The sequence below is a fragment of the Streptomyces sp. NBC_00038 genome (assembly GCF_026343635.1).
Taxonomy (GTDB): domain Bacteria; phylum Actinomycetota; class Actinomycetes; order Streptomycetales; family Streptomycetaceae; genus Streptomyces.
In genome coordinates, this window is sequence record NZ_JAPELQ010000001.1 from 5,609,072 (window position 1) to 5,626,540 (window position 17,469).

General features: G+C 67.6%; 14 protein-coding genes. 8 read left to right on the top strand and 6 right to left on the bottom strand.

Translation table 11 applies throughout. The features are described from left to right. Positions 1–49 precede the first annotated feature (49 nt). The 4 genes from dnaK to OG219_RS25405 are packed head-to-tail and all read left to right on the top strand — an operon-like array spanning position 50 to position 4,234. Complete coding sequence (dnaK, locus tag OG219_RS25390) at positions 50–1,897, top strand: molecular chaperone DnaK (protein ID WP_266830152.1); 1,848 nt, start codon at positions 50–52, stop codon at positions 1,895–1,897. Continuing rightward, the gene (gene grpE / locus OG219_RS25395; protein ID WP_266830154.1) at positions 1,894–2,556 is read left to right on the top strand and encodes a nucleotide exchange factor GrpE; all 663 of its coding nucleotides are present in this window, start codon (positions 1,894–1,896) and stop codon (positions 2,554–2,556) included. The genes dnaK and grpE overlap by 4 nt, the downstream gene beginning before the upstream one ends. A gap of 33 nt (positions 2,557–2,589) precedes the next feature. Then, positions 2,590–3,774, top strand: coding sequence for a molecular chaperone DnaJ (gene dnaJ / locus OG219_RS25400; RefSeq protein WP_266830156.1), 1,185 nt, complete (start codon positions 2,590–2,592; stop codon positions 3,772–3,774). Between the two features lie 7 nt (positions 3,775–3,781). Then, a complete protein-coding gene (locus tag OG219_RS25405; protein WP_266830158.1) occupies positions 3,782–4,234 on the top strand; it encodes a heat shock protein transcriptional repressor HspR in 453 nt (150 codons plus the stop codon). A gap of 70 nt (positions 4,235–4,304) precedes the next feature. On the opposite strand, the gene OG219_RS25410 is transcribed toward OG219_RS25405, so the two are convergent. Then, positions 4,305–6,803, bottom strand: a complete 2,499-nt coding sequence (locus OG219_RS25410; protein ID WP_266830160.1) for a PA14 domain-containing protein — start codon at positions 6,801–6,803, stop codon at positions 4,305–4,307. A 345-nt stretch (positions 6,804–7,148) separates the two neighbouring features. On the opposite strand from OG219_RS25410, the gene OG219_RS25415 reads away from it, so the two are divergent. Then, on the top strand, positions 7,149–7,733 hold the full coding sequence (locus OG219_RS25415) for a hypothetical protein (RefSeq protein ID WP_266830162.1): 585 nt from the start codon (positions 7,149–7,151) through the stop codon (positions 7,731–7,733). Between the two features lie 58 nt (positions 7,734–7,791). Here OG219_RS25415 and OG219_RS25420 read toward each other — a convergent pair whose 3' ends face one another. Beyond that, positions 7,792–7,986, bottom strand: coding sequence for a DUF397 domain-containing protein (locus OG219_RS25420; RefSeq protein WP_266830164.1), 195 nt, complete (start codon positions 7,984–7,986; stop codon positions 7,792–7,794). A 10-nt stretch (positions 7,987–7,996) separates the two neighbouring features. Further along, positions 7,997–8,884, bottom strand: a complete 888-nt coding sequence (locus OG219_RS25425) for a helix-turn-helix transcriptional regulator (protein ID WP_266830166.1) — start codon at positions 8,882–8,884, stop codon at positions 7,997–7,999. A 244-nt stretch (positions 8,885–9,128) separates the two neighbouring features. Between OG219_RS25425 and OG219_RS25430 the strand changes: the two genes are divergently transcribed. Together OG219_RS25430 and OG219_RS25435 are read left to right on the top strand one after the other, a co-directional pair. After that, positions 9,129–9,560: an ATP-binding protein gene (locus OG219_RS25430; protein ID WP_266830168.1), complete on the top strand. Its 432-nt coding sequence runs from the start codon at positions 9,129–9,131 to the stop codon at positions 9,558–9,560. Between the two features lie 258 nt (positions 9,561–9,818). Next, the gene (locus OG219_RS25435) at positions 9,819–10,367 is read left to right on the top strand and encodes a Uma2 family endonuclease (RefSeq protein WP_266830170.1); all 549 of its coding nucleotides are present in this window, start codon (positions 9,819–9,821) and stop codon (positions 10,365–10,367) included. 88 nt (positions 10,368–10,455) lie between these two features. On the opposite strand, the gene OG219_RS25440 is transcribed toward OG219_RS25435, so the two are convergent. The 3 genes from OG219_RS25440 to OG219_RS25450 form a co-directional block, all read right to left on the bottom strand. Beyond that, positions 10,456–12,162 (bottom strand): PA14 domain-containing protein, encoded by a 1,707-nt coding sequence (locus tag OG219_RS25440; RefSeq protein ID WP_266830172.1) that lies wholly within the window; start codon positions 12,160–12,162, stop codon positions 10,456–10,458. A 1-nt stretch (position 12,163) separates the two neighbouring features. Continuing rightward, positions 12,164–14,206 (bottom strand): fibronectin type III domain-containing protein, encoded by a 2,043-nt coding sequence (locus OG219_RS25445; RefSeq protein WP_266830174.1) that lies wholly within the window; start codon positions 14,204–14,206, stop codon positions 12,164–12,166. A 134-nt stretch (positions 14,207–14,340) separates the two neighbouring features. After that, on the bottom strand, positions 14,341–16,011 hold the full coding sequence (locus tag OG219_RS25450; protein WP_266830176.1) for a fibronectin type III domain-containing protein: 1,671 nt from the start codon (positions 16,009–16,011) through the stop codon (positions 14,341–14,343). A 299-nt stretch (positions 16,012–16,310) separates the two neighbouring features. Between OG219_RS25450 and OG219_RS25455 the strand changes: the two genes are divergently transcribed. Then, positions 16,311–17,438, top strand: coding sequence for a sugar ABC transporter substrate-binding protein (locus OG219_RS25455; protein WP_266830178.1), 1,128 nt, complete (start codon positions 16,311–16,313; stop codon positions 17,436–17,438). Positions 17,439–17,469: the final 31 nt, after the last annotated feature.

A 17,469-nucleotide genomic window follows, 5' to 3' on the forward strand; every position in this document is an offset into this window, starting at 1 on the left:
CGTGCACACTTGAGTCCGTTCCACTCAAGTCATTGCTGGAGGAATTGAAATGGCACGTGCGGTCGGCATCGACCTGGGCACGACTAACTCCGTCGTCAGCGTTCTGGAGGGCGGCGAGCCCACCGTCATCACCAACGCCGAGGGTGCCAGGACCACGCCGTCCGTCGTCGCCTTCGCGAAGAACGGTGAGGTGCTCGTCGGCGAGGTCGCCAAGCGCCAGGCGGTCACGAACGTGGACCGGACGATCAGGTCCGTGAAGCGTCACATGGGTACGGACTGGAAGATCGAGCTCGACGGGAAGCACTTCAACCCGCAGCAGATGAGCGCCTTCATCCTGCAGAAGCTGAAGCGCGACGCCGAGGCGTACCTGGGCGAGAAGGTCACGGACGCGGTCATCACCGTTCCGGCGTACTTCAACGACTCCGAGCGTCAGGCGACGAAGGAGGCCGGCGAGATCGCGGGCCTGAACGTCCTGCGTATCGTCAACGAGCCGACGGCCGCCGCCCTGGCGTACGGCCTCGACAAGGACGACCAGACGATCCTCGTCTTCGACCTCGGTGGCGGCACCTTCGACGTCTCGCTGCTCGAGATCGGCGACGGCGTCGTCGAGGTGAAGGCGACGAACGGCGACAACCACCTCGGTGGTGACGACTGGGACCAGCGGGTCATGGACTACCTGGTCCAGCAGTTCCGCTCCGGTCACGGCGTGGACCTGGCCAAGGACAAGATGGCCCTCCAGCGCCTCCGTGAGGCCGCCGAGAAGGCCAAGATCGAGCTGTCCTCGTCCACCGAGACCTCGATCAACCTGCCCTACATCACGGCTTCCGCCGAGGGCCCGCTGCACCTGGACGAGAAGCTCACGCGCGCCCAGTTCCAGCAGCTGACGGCCGACCTTCTGGAGCGCTGCAAGACGCCGTTCCACAACGTCATCAAGGACGCCGGCATCCAGCTGTCCGAGATCGACCACGTCGTTCTCGTCGGTGGCTCCACCCGTATGCCCGCCGTCGCCGAGCTCGTCAAGGAGCTGACCGGCGGTCAGGACGCCAACAAGGGTGTGAACCCGGACGAGGTCGTCGCCATCGGCGCCGCGCTCCAGGCCGGTGTCCTCAAGGGTGAGGTCAAGGACGTCCTGCTCCTCGACGTCACGCCGCTGTCGCTTGGTATCGAGACCAAGGGCGGCATCATGACGAAGCTCATCGAGCGGAACACGACGATCCCGACCAAGCGGTCCGAGATCTTCACCACCGCCGAGGACAACCAGCCCTCCGTGCAGATCCAGGTCTACCAGGGCGAGCGCGAGATCGCGGCGTACAACAAGAAGCTCGGGATGTTCGAGCTGACCGGCCTGCCGCCGGCCCCGCGTGGTGTCCCGCAGATCGAGGTCGCCTTCGACATCGACGCCAACGGCATCATGCACGTCACGGCCAAGGACCTTGGTACGGGCAAGGAGCAGAAGATGACCGTCACCGGTGGCTCCTCGCTGCCGAAGGACGAGGTCAACCGGATGCGCGAAGAGGCCGAGAAGTACGCCGAGGAGGACCACGCCCGCCGCGAGGCCGCCGAGTCCCGCAACCAGGGCGAGCAGCTCGTCTACCAGACGGAGAAGTTCCTCAAGGACAACGAGGACAAGGTCCCCGGCGAGGTCAAGACCGAGGTCGAGGCTTCCGTCGAGGAGCTGAAGGCCGCGCTCAAGGGCGAGGACACCGCCGAGATCCGCACCGCGACCGAGAAGGTCGCCGCGGTCTCGCAGAAGCTCGGCCAGGCGATGTACGCCGACGCCAACGCCGCACAGGCCGCGGGTGACGCCCCCGGTGCCGAGGCTCCGAGGGCCGACGACGACGTGGTCGACGCGGAGATCGTCGACGAGGACCGTGACCGCAAGGACGGTGCCGCGTGACGGAGGAGACCCCGGGCTTCGAAGAGAAGCCTGACGTCCCTTCCGGCGCCACCCCTGACGACGCCGAGTCGGCGGCCGCCCCTTCGGGGGCGGCCCCGGCCGGGGACGAATCAGCAGCAGCACAGGCACAACTGGCCGGTCTGACGGCCCAGCTGGACCAGGTGCGTACGGCGCTCGGTGAGCGTACGGCGGACCTCCAGCGGCTCCAGGCCGAGTACCAGAACTACCGCCGCCGGGTCGAGCGCGACCGGATCGCGGTCAAGGAGGTCGCCATCGCGAACCTCTTGACCGAGCTCCTGCCGGTGCTCGACAACATCAACCGCGCGCGGGACCACGGTGAACTGGTCGGCGGCTTCAAGTCGGTGGCCGAGTCGCTGGAGTCCGTCGCGGCGAAGATGGGACTCCAGCAGTTCGGCAAGGAGGGCGAGCCCTTCGACCCGATGATCCACGAGGCCCTGATGCACTCGTACGCGCCCGACGTCACCGAGACGACGTGCGTGGCGATTCTGCAGCCGGGGTATCGCTTCGGCGAGCGCACCATCCGCCCCGCGCGGGTGGCCGTCGCCGAGCCCCAGCCCGGTGCGCAGGCCGTCAAGTCCGAGGACACGGCGGCCGACGCGGCGGACGACAAGGAGACCGGTGGCCCGGACGAGGGCTGACGTTGAACGTATGAGAGAGGAGGGACGTCGAGGATGAGCACCAAGGACTTCATCGAGAAGGACTACTACAAGGTCCTCGGCGTCCCCAAGGACGCCACCGAGGCCGAGATCAAGAAGGCGTACCGGAAGCTCGCCCGCGAGTTCCACCCGGACGCCAACAAGGGCAACGCCAAGGCGGAGGAGCGCTTCAAGGAGATCTCCGAGGCGAACGACATCCTCGGGGACCCCAAGAAGCGCAAGGAGTACGACGAGGCGCGCGCCCTCTTCGGCAACGGTGGCTTCCGTCCGGGCCCCGGTGCCGGCGGCGGCAACTTCAACTTCGACCTGGGTGACCTCTTCGGAGGCGGCACCCAGGGCGGCGGTCCGCAGGGCGGCGGCTTCGGCGGCGGGATCGGCGACGTGTTCGGCGGGCTGTTCAACCGCGGCGGCGCGACCACCGGCACCCGTACGCAGCCCCGGCGCGGCCAGGACATCGACACCGAGGTGACGCTCAGCTTCACCGAGGCGGTGGACGGCGCGACGGTTCCGCTGCGGATGACCTCCCAGGCGCCCTGCAAGGCCTGTTCGGGCACCGGCGACGCGAACGGCACGCCTCGTGTGTGCCCGACGTGCGTCGGCACCGGCCAGGTCGCCCGGGGCTCCGGCGGCGGGTTCTCCCTCACCGACCCCTGCCCCGACTGCAAGGGCCGCGGTCTGATCGCGGAGACCCCCTGCGAGGTCTGCAGCGGCAGCGGCCGCGCCAAGTCCTCGCGCACGATGCAGGTCCGTATCCCGGCCGGCGTCAGCGACAACCAGCGCATCCGCCTCCGTGGCAAGGGCGCCCCCGGCGAACGGGGCGGCCCCGCGGGCGACTTGTACGTCACCGTGCACGTCGACGCCCACCCGGTCTTCGGCCGCAAGGGCGACAACCTCACCGTCACCGTCCCCGTCACCTTCGCGGAGGCGGCCCTCGGCGGCGAGGTCAAGGTGCCCACCCTGGGCGGACCCGCGGTGACCCTGAAGCTGCCGCCGGGCACACCGAACGGCCGCACCATGCGCGCCCGCGGCAAGGGCGCGGTCCGCAAGGACGGCACCCGCGGAGACCTCCTGGTCACCGTCGAGGTGACGGTCCCCACGGACGTGTCGGGCAAGGCTCGTGACGCCCTGGAGGCGTATCGCGAGGCGACCGTGGGAGAGGACCCGCGGGCGGAGCTGTTCCAGGCCGCGAAGGGAGCATGAGGACGCCATGGATGGAACCGGCCGTCGACGCAACCCGTACGAACTGACCGAGGAGACGCCGGTCTACGTCATCTCGGTGGCGGCCCAGCTCTCCGGCCTGCACCCGCAGACCCTGCGTCAGTACGACCGTCTCGGCCTGGTCTCCCCCGACCGCACCGCCGGGCGCGGTCGGCGCTACTCGGCCCGCGACATCGAACTGCTGCGCGCCGTCCAGCAGTTGTCGCAGGACGAGGGCATCAACCTCGCCGGCATCAAACGCATCATCGAGCTGGAGAACCAGGTCGCCGCGCTCCAGCAGCGCGTCGCCGAACTCCAGTCGGCGGTGGACGGCGCGGCAGCCGCGATGCAGCAGCGCGAGGCGGCGGTCCACGCCTCGTACCGACGTGACCTGGTTCCGTACCAGGAGGTTCAGCAGACGAGTGCGCTGGTGGTGTGGCGGCCGAAGCGGTCGCCCGAGTAACCGAACTGCGTGAAGGGGCCCGGAGGTTGAACCTCCGGGCCCCTTCGTCGTACGCGGCACTCCGCTCGGGTCAGAACCAGCTGGCCCAGATCCCGTACGCCTCGCTCCGCACGGTCTCCTCGACCCCCTCGGGGCTGATGTACACCACGCGGTAGTAGTAGAGGCCCAGACGGTCCGCGTACACGGTCGTGTCCGTGGAGGACACGGGCCACGAGTCGCTCACCACCCCCGCGTCGAGCGTGGACCATGCCCCGCCAGCCGGGTCCCACCGCTCCACCCGGTAGTCGTAACCCAGGTACACCGTGCAGGGAACGGTCGAGAACAGGCTGTCGTTGCAGCTCCGGTAGAGGTTCGGGTACGGGGCCTCGCCGACCCCGGTGCCCGTCCATCCCGGTGGCCGGGTGTCGGGCAGGGTGACCCGCACGTCCACCGGGTGGTAGCTCATCGGGGTGTACTCCGACTCGTCGTAGTCCTCCACGCCGGCGTCCGTGCCCGGCTGGTAGTCGTACCCGACGACCCGGTACACGTGCTCCTTCCCGTCGGGGACGGTCGCGCACAGGATCTCGGTCACGCCCAGGGAGTCCCCGCCCCAGCAGTTGCGCTTCCAGACCGTCTCGCCGGTGTCCGGATCGGTGCTGCCCTGCCACACCAGGTATCCCTGGACAGGGTCGGGGTCGTCGGTCGGGGCCGTCCAGGTGAGCCGTACACCCATCGGGATCCGCTCCGCCGTCAGGTCGGTGACAGGCCCCGGCCGCAGGGTGTCCGGAGTGGTGGCGGTCGCCGAGGCCGTACTGGGCTCCGAGGCGTGCCCGTATGAGTCGACCGCGACGACGCGGTACTCGTAGGCGGTCTCGGACTCGCCGGAGGCGTCCAGGCAGGAGGAGATGGCGGTGCGGCTGCCCTTCGCGTAGGCGGGGTCGGTGGCGGACGCCCACGAGAGGGTGTACGTGTACGGGGCTTCGAGCGTCCCGCTGTCGGGCGACATGTGGGAGACGCACTGGTCCACGACGGTGCTGCTCCCGGTCGTGGTGTCCGTCCGCAGGATCCGGAAGGAGGATTGCGTGCCGTCGTCGATCCCCCAGGGGTCGGAGGTGCGCCAGTCCAACTGCACGCCCCACTTGCCGTACGCGGCCGCGGTCACCCGATGGGCGGTGACGGGCTCCGGCCGTTCCGCCAGGGCGAGTTCGACCTCTGCCGGCGCGGCGGCGTTACCGGCCGTGTCCACCGACCGGACCACGTACCGGTAGGAGTCGGAGACGGCCAGCCGCTGCATCGGGACGACGTCCGTCGCGGTCGTCGTGGTGACCGTCGTACCCGTGCTCGCGGCCAGGGCGTCGATGTACCCGCCGGTGGACGGGACGTACTGCAGTACCTGGTACGAGGCGGCCTCGTCGGTGGGCGACCACACCAGGTGGGGAACGCCCGCCTCGTACTCGACGCGGGCGTCGGTGACGGGCGCCGGCGGCGTCAGGTCGGAGGTGGTGAACGTCGTGGCGGCCGAGTACACGGACCAGTTCCCGGCGGCGTCACGGGCCCGGCCGCGGTAGGTGACCTTGCTGCCGTCCAAGCGGTACCCGGTGTCGCAGATCGCACCCCTGGCGCCGGAGTGGATGGTGCTCCAGGTACCGGTGGCGGCGTCCAGCCGCTGCATCTCGTACCAGGCGATGTCGGCCTTGTTCTCCACGGTGGTGACGAGCTGCGGGGCCGCGTAGGGCTGGAGGGACGCGCACGCGTCCATCTCGACGAACGGTGCGGCCGGCGGGGTCTTGTCCACGGTGGCGACGGGCTGGTCGGCGGTGCCGGCCGAGGAGTTGCCGGCCTTGTCGTAGGCGCGGACCTCGTAGTAGTACGTCTTGCCCGTCTTCGGCAGGGTCGTGTCGGTGTACGAGGTGGAGGTGGTCGTGGCGAGCGGCTTGGTGGGGAACGCGGTGCCCGCCAGGCGGCGGTAGACGCGGTAGCCGGCGAGGTCCATCTCCTTGTTCTTGGACCAGGTGAGCTTGGCCTTGCCGGTGGCTGTGTCGTACGTGACTGCGCTGCCCGTCGGGGTGAGGGGCTTGACCTTGTCGACGGTGGCCGAAGTCCTGGGCGTGTAGGCGAACTTGACGTTCGCGGTGCCGGTCCAGTTGACGTAGTCGACGCGGACGGTGTGTTTTCCGGCGGGGATGGTGATGTTGACGGTCTTCTTCACCGTGGTCGAGACGTTTTTCCAGATGTCGACCTTGCGGGTGCCGTCGAGGTAGACGCGGATGCCGTCCTGGGTGGAGACGGGGAGGCTGAACGGGCCGCCGGAGCCGAAGTCCCGTGTCACCGTCCAGCGGACGCCGAAGTTGTTGGCCGGGAGGCCGGAAGCTGGGGCGCCGGTGCCCCAGTTCTGGTCGATGGCCGAGTCGCAGTCCGTCTTCTTCGGCGTACCGGAGAAGGTGGTGTTGGCGAAGAACTGCCGCTTGTAGACCGGTGATGCGCAACTCGTCGCCGCACTGGCGGAGTTGGCGGCCACGAGCAGGCCGGCCGCGGTGATGAGCACGACGGCGCCGGCGAGCGCGGCCGTCGTGGGTCTCGCTGGGTTCATGCGTTCCTTCGGTCCTGAGCAAGCCTGATCGTCAACGGCGGGCAAAGCCGTTGACGATCAGGACTCACGAGGACGCGGCTTGGTTGTACGGATCTTTGCGTGCGTGGGGGACGTCGGTCGTCACGACCTCTCCGTGTTTGTGTTCGTGAACGGTCACAATTGTCATTGATCGATTACGGCAGCGTGTTGAATTGCCAACATGCCTGATCGGTAAGGTGATTTGACGCTACGCCACATTTTGTCCGGGCCCGGAAAACTTCTTGCGCGTCGCTAATGCGACTGCTTCTATTTGGCCGTGCCTCGACAAGTTGTTCGGGGCATGAATCACCAAACGGGGAGTTTGCATTGAACAAGCGACTGACGGCGACCATGGCCACGACCGGTATCGCAGCCCTGCTGCTGGTGGGCTTGCCGGCCGGTGTGGCCAGCGCCGCACCGATCATCTGCGAGCCCGGCTACAAGCACGCCACCTGGACCTCGCTGTCGTCGGCCTGGGTCATCACCCACGCCAAGCAGATCAACATCCCTCAGGACGGCACCGGCAAGTACACCAAGTCGGCCACCTACCGCTCGACGGTGAGCTCCGGCCGCGAGATCACCGCGGGTGCCAGCTACTCGGCGCAGTGGGTCATCTCCAGCATGGACGCCCACGTCTCCGGCACTCTGACCAAGGCCGGGGAGAAGACGAAGGAGACCAGTGAGTCGGTCGAGTTCAACTTCAACAAGTCCGGCACGTATGTCGTCTTCAGCGGCGTGAAGAAGGCCTCCGGCTACTGGGAGGCCAAGACCTGCAACGGCAGCGGGACCGGCTACGGGAAGACGGCGTACGGCAAGGCCCGCAGCTGGAGCGTCCAGACCGAGGGCGGCGTGAAGTGCACCGAGGCGCCGGCCAGGGGCACCGCCAAGAAGGCGGCCAAGGCTTACTGCTGACGATTGGTGAATGAGGGTTTCCGCTGCTGCGCCTCGCCGGATTCGTCCGGCGGGGCGCTCATGGCTGAGGCGGGTCTGTCCGCTTGATGTGCCGCAGCAGCGCATCGAGGCTTCGCGGGGCGGTGTGGAGGATGTCGTCCGGGGTGTCGCTCTCGCGGAGGCGGAGGGTTCCGTCGGGGGCGGTGGCTATGTTGAGACACTCGCCTTGCGGGCCGCCGCTGAACGTCGATTTCTGCCAGGCCAGTTCAGCCATCCGGGCCTCCTCAAAGGGTGTAGAGGACGTGCTGGATGAGGGCCAGTGAGTCCTTCACGGAGTGTGCTTCCGGGGCCAACGATACGTCGATCGGGGGCAGGGCGTAATCGGCGAGACGCTCGAAGAGCATCCCGTACTGGTGCAGGGCGTCAGGCTCGCCCAAGTACCGGATACCAGTGGGGTATTCGAGTACCGCAGTGCCCAGTTGGGGCACGTGGGGGACGACGTGCACGAAGTTCCCGCTGATGGCGGCGTGCGCCTGGGAGCTGAACGGATAGATCTGGACGGTCACCTGGGGGAGGCGGGCCAGTTCGATGAGGTGGAGAAGCTGTTGGCGTACCACTTCTGTGCCGCCGAACCGCATGTGCAGGGCGGACTCGTGGATCACGGCGTGTACGGACGGGGGGTTCTCGCGGGTCAGGATGCGCTGCCGTTCAAGGCGGAACGTCAGTGCGTCCTCGATGTCCTCGTCCTCGAAGTCCAGCTGTGGTGTGGAAAAGATGGCCCGGGCGTAGTCGGCCGTCTGGAAGAGGCCCGGAATGAAGAGTGACTGGTGCATCCGCAGGGCAACGGCATCCGCTTCCAGCTCCGCCATGTTCAAGGGCCCTTGTTCCATGGGCTTCTTGTAGGCGGTCCACCATCCCTTGCCCGTTGCCTCGGACATTGTGACCAGGGCCTCGACGTAGGTCTCATCCGTGCATCCATAGAGGCGGCACAGCTCATGTAGCCGCTCCGTCAGGATGGTCGTCTTCGCCGTCTCGATCTGACTCAGCTGGGCCCTGCCCATGCCGATCCGCTCGGCGGCCTCTCCTGCGCTGAACCCCGCCTGTTCGCGCAGTTGTTTGAGTTCGTAGCCGAGCCGCCTCTGGCGTTCGCTGATGGTGGTGCGCAGTCCCACGATTCACTCCTTGTTGGTCGCTCGAAGTCTCCCTGGAACGAGAGACTTCGTCCACCGATCCGAGTGAATAGCTTGAACAATGTAAACCTATACCTCTACCGTGAGTGTGAAGCCGGTAACTCACCGGAATCGACCAACTCCCCCTGCCCGCAAGCCGACAGAGCACCCGCCCCTCCCGCCAGGAGCGCGCGGGCAGAGTAAATCGCAAGGCGGGGGACACCCCCTGCGACGGGAGTCGACCCCCATGGACCCTGACCGCCGTGCCGCCCACCGCCCCGCCCAACTCACCTACGAATACAGCCTGTTCGCCCCGGCGGACGCCACCGCACCCCGCGTGTGCCGGGACTTCGTACGCGCCGTCCTATTCACCCACGACCGCGAACCCCTCGTCATGCCCGCCGCACTGTGCACCTCGGAACTCGTCACGAACGTCCACCTGCACACCAAGGGCACCGCCATGGTCCGTATCCGCCTGACCCCCGCCCGCCTCCACGTGAGCGTCTTCGACGAGAGCCCCGATCCACCGGTTGTCGCCCACCCCGTGGCGGGTGCCGTCGCCTGTTGGGGGCGCGGACTCGCCCTGGTCGAGGAGGTGGCCGACATGTGGGGCGTCGCGGCTGAGCGGGCGGGGCGGTACGCGAAGGGGGTGTGGTTCGAACTGGGGTTGGCGGGCTGAGTCGTTTCTGCCTCGCCTGTTCGAGTGAACCGAGGACGTTTTCGCAGGTGAGCCCATATGGCTGCCTACCGTGACGGCGTTGCTTGTGCCTCAACGACGCCAAGCCCACACTTGAGGAGGAGGTGCCGCACCATGACCGCTCTTGCGCACGAGAGGCCCGAGACCATGCCTGAGACCAGGACCGAGTCCGAGCCCACCCCGTCGCCCACCCCGTCCGTTTCAGAGTTGGACGAGGTCTTGTGGCAGGCATGGAAGGCAATGGAACTCCCCGAGGGCTACCGCGCTGAGATCATCGAGGGAGCCATCGAGGTGTCACCCACCGGCCGCTATTCGCACAGCGAGATCATCTACCAGCTAAAGGAGGCGCTGGGGGAGTTCCTGAGGGGTGGGGATTTCGCCACCCGGAACGACACGAACATCTTTTACCACGGCGGCGCGTGGGTGCCCGACCTGTTCGTCACGGTCAGGGATACGGAGCGCTACGTGACGGATGATGGCCTCGGGCTCACTGCTGCTGCAGTTCGACTCGTCGTTGAGGTCGTCTCCCCAGGCAAGCGCAACCAGGACCGAGACCGCGTGAAGAAGCGCCGGGAGTACGCCCGTGCGAGCATCCCCGTCTACGTCATCATCGATGACTACGACGACCGGGGCACCGTCACCGTCCTCACCGAACCCCGCCCCGAAAAGGCCGACTGGGTGGGCGTGCACCGAGTGCCGTACGGCACCGAGGTCACCATCCCCGAAGGGCCCGCCAAGGGCTTCGCCATCACGGAGGCGATCACGGGGCCTGCGAGGCCGGGGAAGTAGCGAGGGGCCGTCGCTGTCCGAACGGCGGCCCAACTGCGGCAAGGGGTCGGAAGGTTGATCACCCCCGACCCCTTCGGTGTCGCTCAGGTCACTCCGCGGGCGCCGTGGCCGCCCAGTCGCCTGCCGGTATGGACTCGGTGCCGTCCGCGGCCAGGGTGGTCACCCAGTAGAAGGACGTGGTGCCGCGCCGGGCGCCGGTGTCGTAGTACGCGGTGTCGTCGCCGGCGAGGTCGGCGATCTTCTCGTACGTCTCGGTGGCGGGGCTCCACCGGTAGACGCGGTAGCCGGTCGTCTCCTGGGAAGCGGAGCTCCATTCCCAGTCGAGGTTGATCCCGTCGTCGCCCACCGTTCCGTCCGCGTCCAGTTCCAGCGGGGAGCCCTCCGGAGTCGCGACGCTCGGCGTCACGTCGAGTTCCGTGGCCACCACGATGTTGGCCTCGCCGGTCCACTTCCAGCTGGAGAGCCAGTTGTCGTCGTACGCGTCGATGAAGAAGCAGGCCTCCTCGCCGTCGGGCAGGGTCGCGTACTCGTACGACGTGGTGTCGGCGAACAGCCACTCCACCTCGTGCACGGAGCAGACCTTCTCCTCGTCGTCGCCCAGGAGTTCACCCCGGTAGACGACGTACCGCCCTAGGTCGGGCGCCGGGTTCGGGTCCCAGGCCAGTGAGAAGCCGTACTCGGTCGGTGTGGCCGTCAGCCCGGTCACCGCGGGCGGCGGGTTGTTGTCCCGGTGGGTGGCGTCAACGGCGGCTGAGTGGGCGGACTCGTTGCCGGCCGCGTCCAGGGCGGTCACCTGATAGTTGTAGGTGCTTCCCTCCACCGCCGAGGTGTCCAGGTACGAGGCCGTGGTCGCGTTCCCGATCCTGACGTACGCGGTGCTCCCGCTCGGTGCCCGGTACACGTGGTACGACGCCGCACCGGTGACCGCGGTCCAGTTGAGCTTGATCCCGTCCTGCGCGGAGTAGGCCTCCAGTCCGGTGGCCGCGCCTGGCGCCGTCTTGTCGACGGTGGTGACGGCCTTGTCGGCGGTGCCCGTGGACTCGTTTCCGGCCTTGTCGTAGGCGCGGACCTCGTAGTTGTACACGTCCCCCGTCTTGGGCAGCGTGCTGTCCGTGTACGAGGTGGACGTCGTCGTCGCGAGCGGCTTGGTGGGGAACGCCGCTCCCTTGAGCCGGCGGTAGACCCGGTAGCCCGCGAGGTCTATCTCCTTGTTCTTGGACCAGGTGAGCTTCGCCTTGCCGGTGGCTGTGTCGTACGTGACCGCGGTGCCCGTCGGGGTGAGGGGCTTGACCTTGTCGACGGTGGCTGTGGTGCGGGGGGTGTAGCTGAACTTGACGTTCGCCGTCCCAGTCCAGTTGACGTAGTCGACGCGGAGGGTGTGGCTGCCCTTCGGGACCGTCACGTTGACGGTCTTGCTCACCGTCTTGGAGACGTTCTTCCACAGGTCGACCTTGCGGACGCCGTCGACGTACACCCGTATCCCGTCGAGCCCGGACACGACCAGGGCGAAGGGCCCGCCGGAGCCGAAGTCCCGGGTCACGCTCCAGCGGACGCCGAAGTTGTCCTTCGGCAGCCCGGAGGCGGGGGCGCCGCTCCAGTTCTCGTTGATCGCGCTGTCGCAGTCGGTCTTCTTCGGCGTGCCGGAGAACGTGGTGTTCGCGAAGAACTGCCGCTTGTAGACCGGCGATGCGCAGGTCGTCGCGGCGGAGGCGGGGGCGGCGGCCGTGGTGAGCAGTCCGCCCGCCGTCGCGAGGACGAGTGCGGGGGCGAGCAGGGACGCGCTGGAGGACTTCATGTCACGCTCCGCTCGGCAGGTAGACGTTGTAATCGACGTTGGAGAAGGTTTCCGAACCGTCCGCCGCGACGACCGAGATCACGTAGTGGTTGGTCGTGCCGGTGGGTGTGGTGGTGTCGGTGTAGCGGGTGGTGCTCGCCGCCAAGGGGAGGTCGGTCAGGCGGACGTAGGCGACTGCCGCCGGGTCCCAGCGGTACACGTTGATGCCGGCGGCGGTCGCGGCCACCGACTCGTCGCACTCGACGGCCAGGATGCTGCCCGCGCTGCCGGTCCAGTTGGACAGGTGGCAGGGCGCTGAGTCATCGAGGGTCACCGTCGGGGTGAGGTCGAGCTCGGTGACGGCGGCCGTGGCGACGGGGAGTAGCCAGTCCTCGATATCCGGTTCGTCCTCGTAGGTGAGGGAGTTGCCGTAGACGTCGACGGCTACGACGACGTACTGCGTGCTCTCGCCGTCCGCCCGCTCCGGTCCGACGAGATACTCAGAGGTGCCCGCGTCCACGACGGCGAGGATTTCGGGGACGTCCCACTTCGTGGGCCGCTCGTAGATCCAGTACTCGTCCAGGTCCACGGCCGTACTGTCGTCCCAGTCCAGCTTGACGCCGTACTCCAGGGGCTCGGCGGTCAGGCCGGCCAGGGCGGGCGGCGGGATCTCGTCGCCCGGCCGGGTGAGGGTCATCTCCCGGGAGCCGACGGACCAGAGGCCGGCGGTGTTCTTCCGGGTCATCACGTAGTGATAAGTGACGCCCTGGTCGCCGTCGCCGTCGGTGCAGGTGCGGGTCGTACTGCCGGACGAGTCCACACTCGTATGGCGGCCGAGGCAGTCGACGAGCGTGGCGGTCTCGAGGTCTACCGGCGAGGTCTCCGAGCGGTACACGCGGTATTCGGCGGTGTCGCCGCCGGCGGGCTCGGTCCAGGTGAAGACGACACCCCAACTGGGTACGGTCGCCACGACGTTCGCGGGCGGGGTGATGCTCCGCTTGCTGCGGACGACGGCGGAGGCCGCGGCGTTTCCGGCCGCGTCGATGGCGCTGACCTTGTAGTCGTACGTCCGGGTGTACGCCGCTGTGGTGTCCGTGTAGCCGGTGGACGTGGTCTCGGCGAGCTGGGTGTACGAGGTCTCGATGTCCCGCTTGCGGGAGACCCGGTAGGTGACCGCCTCCGCGGAGGCGGTCCAGGTGAGATTGTTGGACGCTTCCACGCCCACGGCGGTGAGAACCGGCGCGGCGGGCGGGGTGTTGTCGTCCGTGGTGATCGGGCCCTGGTCGGCGCTGCCCACCGACTCGTTGCCCGCCTTGTCGTACGCGCGGACCTCGTACAGGTACGACTGTCCCGTGGCCGGAGGGAAGTCCGTGTAGCCGCGGCTGGTGGTCGTGGTCACCTTCGTCCAGCTGCTGGTGCCCTTCACCCGCCGGTAGACGCGGTAGCCGGCGAGGTCCATCTCCTTGTTCGCGGACCAGCTGAGGATCCCGCGCACAGTGTTGTCCTCGGCGTCGAACACCACCTGGGCACCGGTGGGCGCGAGCGGCTTGACCTTGTCGACGGTGGCCGTGGTGCGGGGGGTGTAGGCGAACTTGACGTTCGCGGTGCCCGTCCAGTTGACGTAGTCGATGCGCAGGGTGTGTTTGCCCTTGGGGATGGTGATGTTGACGGTCTTCTTCACCGTGGTCGAGACGTTTTTCCAGATGTCGACCTTGCGGGTGCCGTCCAGGTAGACGCGTATCCCGTCCTGCGCGGCGACCGGAAGGGCGAACGGGCCGCCGGAGCCGAAGTCCCGGGTCACGGTCCAGCGGACGCCGAAGTTATTCGTCGGGAGGCCTGAAGCGGGCGCCTTCGTGCCCCAGTTCTGGTCGATCACCGAGTCGCAGTCGGTCTTCTTCGCCGTACCGGAGAAGGTGGTGTTGGCGAAGAACTGCCGCTTGTAGACCGGTGATGTGCAGGTCGTCGCGGCGGAGGCGGAGCCGGCTGCTGCGGTGAGCAGGCCGCCCGCGGTGGTGAGCACGAGGGCGGTGGCGACCGCGGTCTTCGTGCGTCTGGCTGGGTTCATGCGTTCCTTCGGTCCTGATCGTCAACGGCAGGCAAAGCCGTTGACGATCAGGACCGACGAGGACGCGACTTGGTTGTACGGATCTTCACGCGCGGTTGGCTCGCGGGCCGCGGGCGTCGCCGGGACCTCTGGGGTCAGCGGCCCACCATGAACTCCAGCCAGGAACCCTTCTCGCCGGTGCGCCCGTAGGCGTCGACGGCGAACACGGTGACCATGCAGGGGCCGGTGTACGGAGGGGTCCATGCGATGGCGGAGGTCGTTGTCTTCCCGCCGAGGCCGCTGTCACCGCAGGCGCCGGAGATGTTCCAGGAATAGTGGCTCAGCAGCCGGCCTTCGTCACCCGCACCGGGCTTGATCCCGACCTGGATCGGGGAACGGGTGGATCCCGACGAGACCAGCGTCAGCTGCGGCGCGAGCGGCCCGGTCGCGGTGGCCGGCGTGAGCCGGTCGACGACGGCCACCTCGGAAGGCTCCGAGTCGGCGCCGTTGCTGTCGACGCTGACGACGTAGTAGTACGCGTTCCCCTTCGGCGCGGAACGGTCCTCGTAGGAGGTGGCCGATGCCGCCGCACTGCCCATGAGGGCCCAGGCGCCGTTGGGGGAAGTGCGACGGTAGACGTGGAACCCGGTGACTACCGCGTCGGGATCTTCCGCCGCAGTCCACGTGACCTGCGTGAAGGCGTCGGTGGGTGTGCCCTTGACAGCGGACGGCACGGGCGCGGTGGACGCCACGGGGCGCGTGACCGTCACGGGCTCGGAGCCTCGGGAGAAGTTCCCGGACGCGTCGAGGGCCTCGATGGTGTACGTGTAGGCCGTCCCCACGTCCGCGATGCGGTCCGTGTAGGACGTCTCGAAGACCGGCTCGGGTCCGTCCGAGTCCTGCTGCCCTACGGGGGCCGCCCACACCAAGTAGTGGTCGACGTCCTTCGAAGAGGCCTGCCACGTGATCGCGTTGCCCGCGGTGGTCCCCAGCGCCGAAACGCCGGTGACTCGCTCAGGGGCTGTCTTGTCCACGGTGGTGACGGCCTTGTCCGCCGTGCCCCCCGACTCGTTGCCGGCCTTGTCGTAGGCGCGGACCTCGTAGTAGTACGTGTCCCCGGTCGTGGGCGGGGTGTTGGTGTACGAGGTGGCGGTCGTGGTTGTCAGCTTGGTCCAGGCGGTGCTGCCCTTGAGGCGGCGGTAGACGCGGTAGCCGGCGAGGTCCATCTCTTTGTTCTTGGACCAGGTGAGCTTCGCTTTGCCGGTGGTTGTGTCGTACGTGACCGCGCTGCCCGTCGGCGCGAGCGGCTTGACCTTGTCGACGGTGGCCGTGGTGCGGGGGGCGTACGTGAACTTGACGTTCGCGGTGCCCGTCCAGTTGACGTAGTCCACCCGCAGCGTGTGTTTCCCGGCGGGGATGGTGATGTTGACGGTCTTCTTCACCGTGGTCGAGACGTTTTTCCAGATGTCGACCTTGCGGGTGCCGTCGAGGTAGACGCGGATGCCGTCCTGGGTGGAGACGGGGAGGGCGAAGGGGCCGCCGGAGCCGAAGTCGCGGGTCACGGTCCAGCGGACGCCGAAGTTGTTCGCGGGGAGACCGGAGGTGGGCGCACCCGTGCCCCAGTTCTGGTCGATTGCCGCGTCGCAGTCCGTTTTCTTCGGTGTGCCGGAGAAGGTGGTGTTTGCGAAGAACTGGCGTTTATAGACGGGTGAGGCGCAGGTTGTCGCGGCGGAGGCCGGGGTGGTGGCCGCGGTGAGCAGGCCGCCGGTGGTGGCTGTCGCCAGCGTGATGGCGATTGCCGCTCCGCTGCGTCTGACTGGTCTCATGCTTCCCCTGTTGCGCTTGGTGGTGTAGTCGGCCGGTGTGGGGGCCACCACCAAGACACCTGGACAGGGGCATGGGTTGTAGGCATGTGCCGAGAAGTATGTGAAACGAGGGACGCGTGTGAATCAGCGGGGTTCCGTGGAAGTGGAGGCGCACCCTCTTCCCATCGTGTTCACTTGAGGAACACAGCATGCTGTTGCCATCTCGTTAAGTGGTTACTCCTTGACGCTGAGGTAATCGCCGCGTTGGCTTTCAGCCACCTGGGTCGCAATGCTGCAACCTCGCCCGGAAGGCACCTGATGTGAACACTCGTAACACCCGTCGCCGTCGGACCGTCATAGCCCTGACCTCGTCCGCGATGGCAGTCTCCCTCGCCGGCTGCGGCGTTGTGGACGGGATCGGTGGCAGCGAAACCAAGGCAAGCCCTACGAAGGGCGACGACATCAAGGTGGGTCTGCTCCTCCCGGAGACGGAGAACACGCGTTACGAGAAGTTCGACTACCCCATCATCAAGTCGGAGGTGGCGAAGCTCACCAACAACAAGGGTTCGGTGGTCTACGCCAACGCGGGGGCGGACGCGAAGAAGCAGTCCGCCCAGCTCCAGGAGATGGTGGACGCCAAGGTCGACGTGCTCCTCGTGGACGCCGTGGACTCCAAGTCGATCGCGAGTGGCGTGCAGAAGGCCAAGGACGCGGGCATCCCCGTCATCGCGTACGACAGGCTGGCCCAGGGGCCGATCGACGCGTACGTCTCCTTCGACAACGAACTCGTCGGTGAGGTGCAGGGCAAGGCGCTCGTCTCCGAGCTGGGCAGCGGTGCCGCCAGCAAGAAGATCATCATGATGAACGGTTCGGTGACCGACCCGAACGCGGCTCAGTTCAAGGCGGGTGCCATGACCGAGCTGAAGGACAAGGTCGTCATCGCCAAGACGTACGACACCAAGGACTGGCTCCCGTCCGAGGCCAAGAAGAACATGGAGAAGGCCATCGAGGCCGTCGGCCTCGACAACATCGCCGGTGTGTACTCGGCCAACGACGGCATCGCGGGCGCGGTCATCGACGTCATGAAGACCATGGGCGTCAGCACGGTTCCGCCGGTCACCGGGCAGGACGCCGAGCTCAACGCGGTGCAGCGCATCGTCAAGGGCGACCAGTTCATGAGCGTCTACAAGTCGTACCCCCAGGAGGCCAGCGCCGCCGCCGAGATGGCCGTGGCGAGGGTCCAGGGCCGCTCGATCGAGTTCGACGCGCTGGCCAGCGACAAGGTCGACAGCCCCACGACCAAGGACGTCCCGGCCCAGCTCGTCCCGGTCGTCGCGCTCACCCAGAACAACATCGAGGACACGGTCATCCAGGACGGCATCTACAAGATCAAGGACATCTGCACCGCCGACTACGAGTCGGCGTGCGACGCGATCGACCTCAAGTAGTCGGTCGGCCGGGCGTCGCATCATGTGACTG

Coding starts and splice junctions, on each gene's coding strand:
- dnaK (WP_266830152.1), top strand. CDS start 50: ATGGCACGTGCGGTCGGCATCGACCTGGGCACGACTAACTCCGTCGTC.
- dnaJ (WP_266830156.1), top strand. CDS start 2,590: ATGAGCACCAAGGACTTCATCGAGAAGGACTACTACAAGGTCCTCGGC.
- OG219_RS25405 (WP_266830158.1), top strand. CDS start 3,782: ATGGATGGAACCGGCCGTCGACGCAACCCGTACGAACTGACCGAGGAG.
- OG219_RS25410 (WP_266830160.1), bottom strand. CDS start 6,803: ATGAACCCAGCGAGACCCACGACGGCCGCGCTCGCCGGCGCCGTCGTG.
- OG219_RS25420 (WP_266830164.1), bottom strand. CDS start 7,986: ATGGCTGAACTGGCCTGGCAGAAATCGACGTTCAGCGGCGGCCCGCAA.
- OG219_RS25430 (WP_266830168.1), top strand. CDS start 9,129: ATGGACCCTGACCGCCGTGCCGCCCACCGCCCCGCCCAACTCACCTAC.
- OG219_RS25435 (WP_266830170.1), top strand. CDS start 9,819: ATGGAACTCCCCGAGGGCTACCGCGCTGAGATCATCGAGGGAGCCATC.
- OG219_RS25440 (WP_266830172.1), bottom strand. CDS start 12,162: ATGAAGTCCTCCAGCGCGTCCCTGCTCGCCCCCGCACTCGTCCTCGCG.
- OG219_RS25445 (WP_266830174.1), bottom strand. CDS start 14,206: ATGAACCCAGCCAGACGCACGAAGACCGCGGTCGCCACCGCCCTCGTG.
- OG219_RS25450 (WP_266830176.1), bottom strand. CDS start 16,011: ATGAGACCAGTCAGACGCAGCGGAGCGGCAATCGCCATCACGCTGGCG.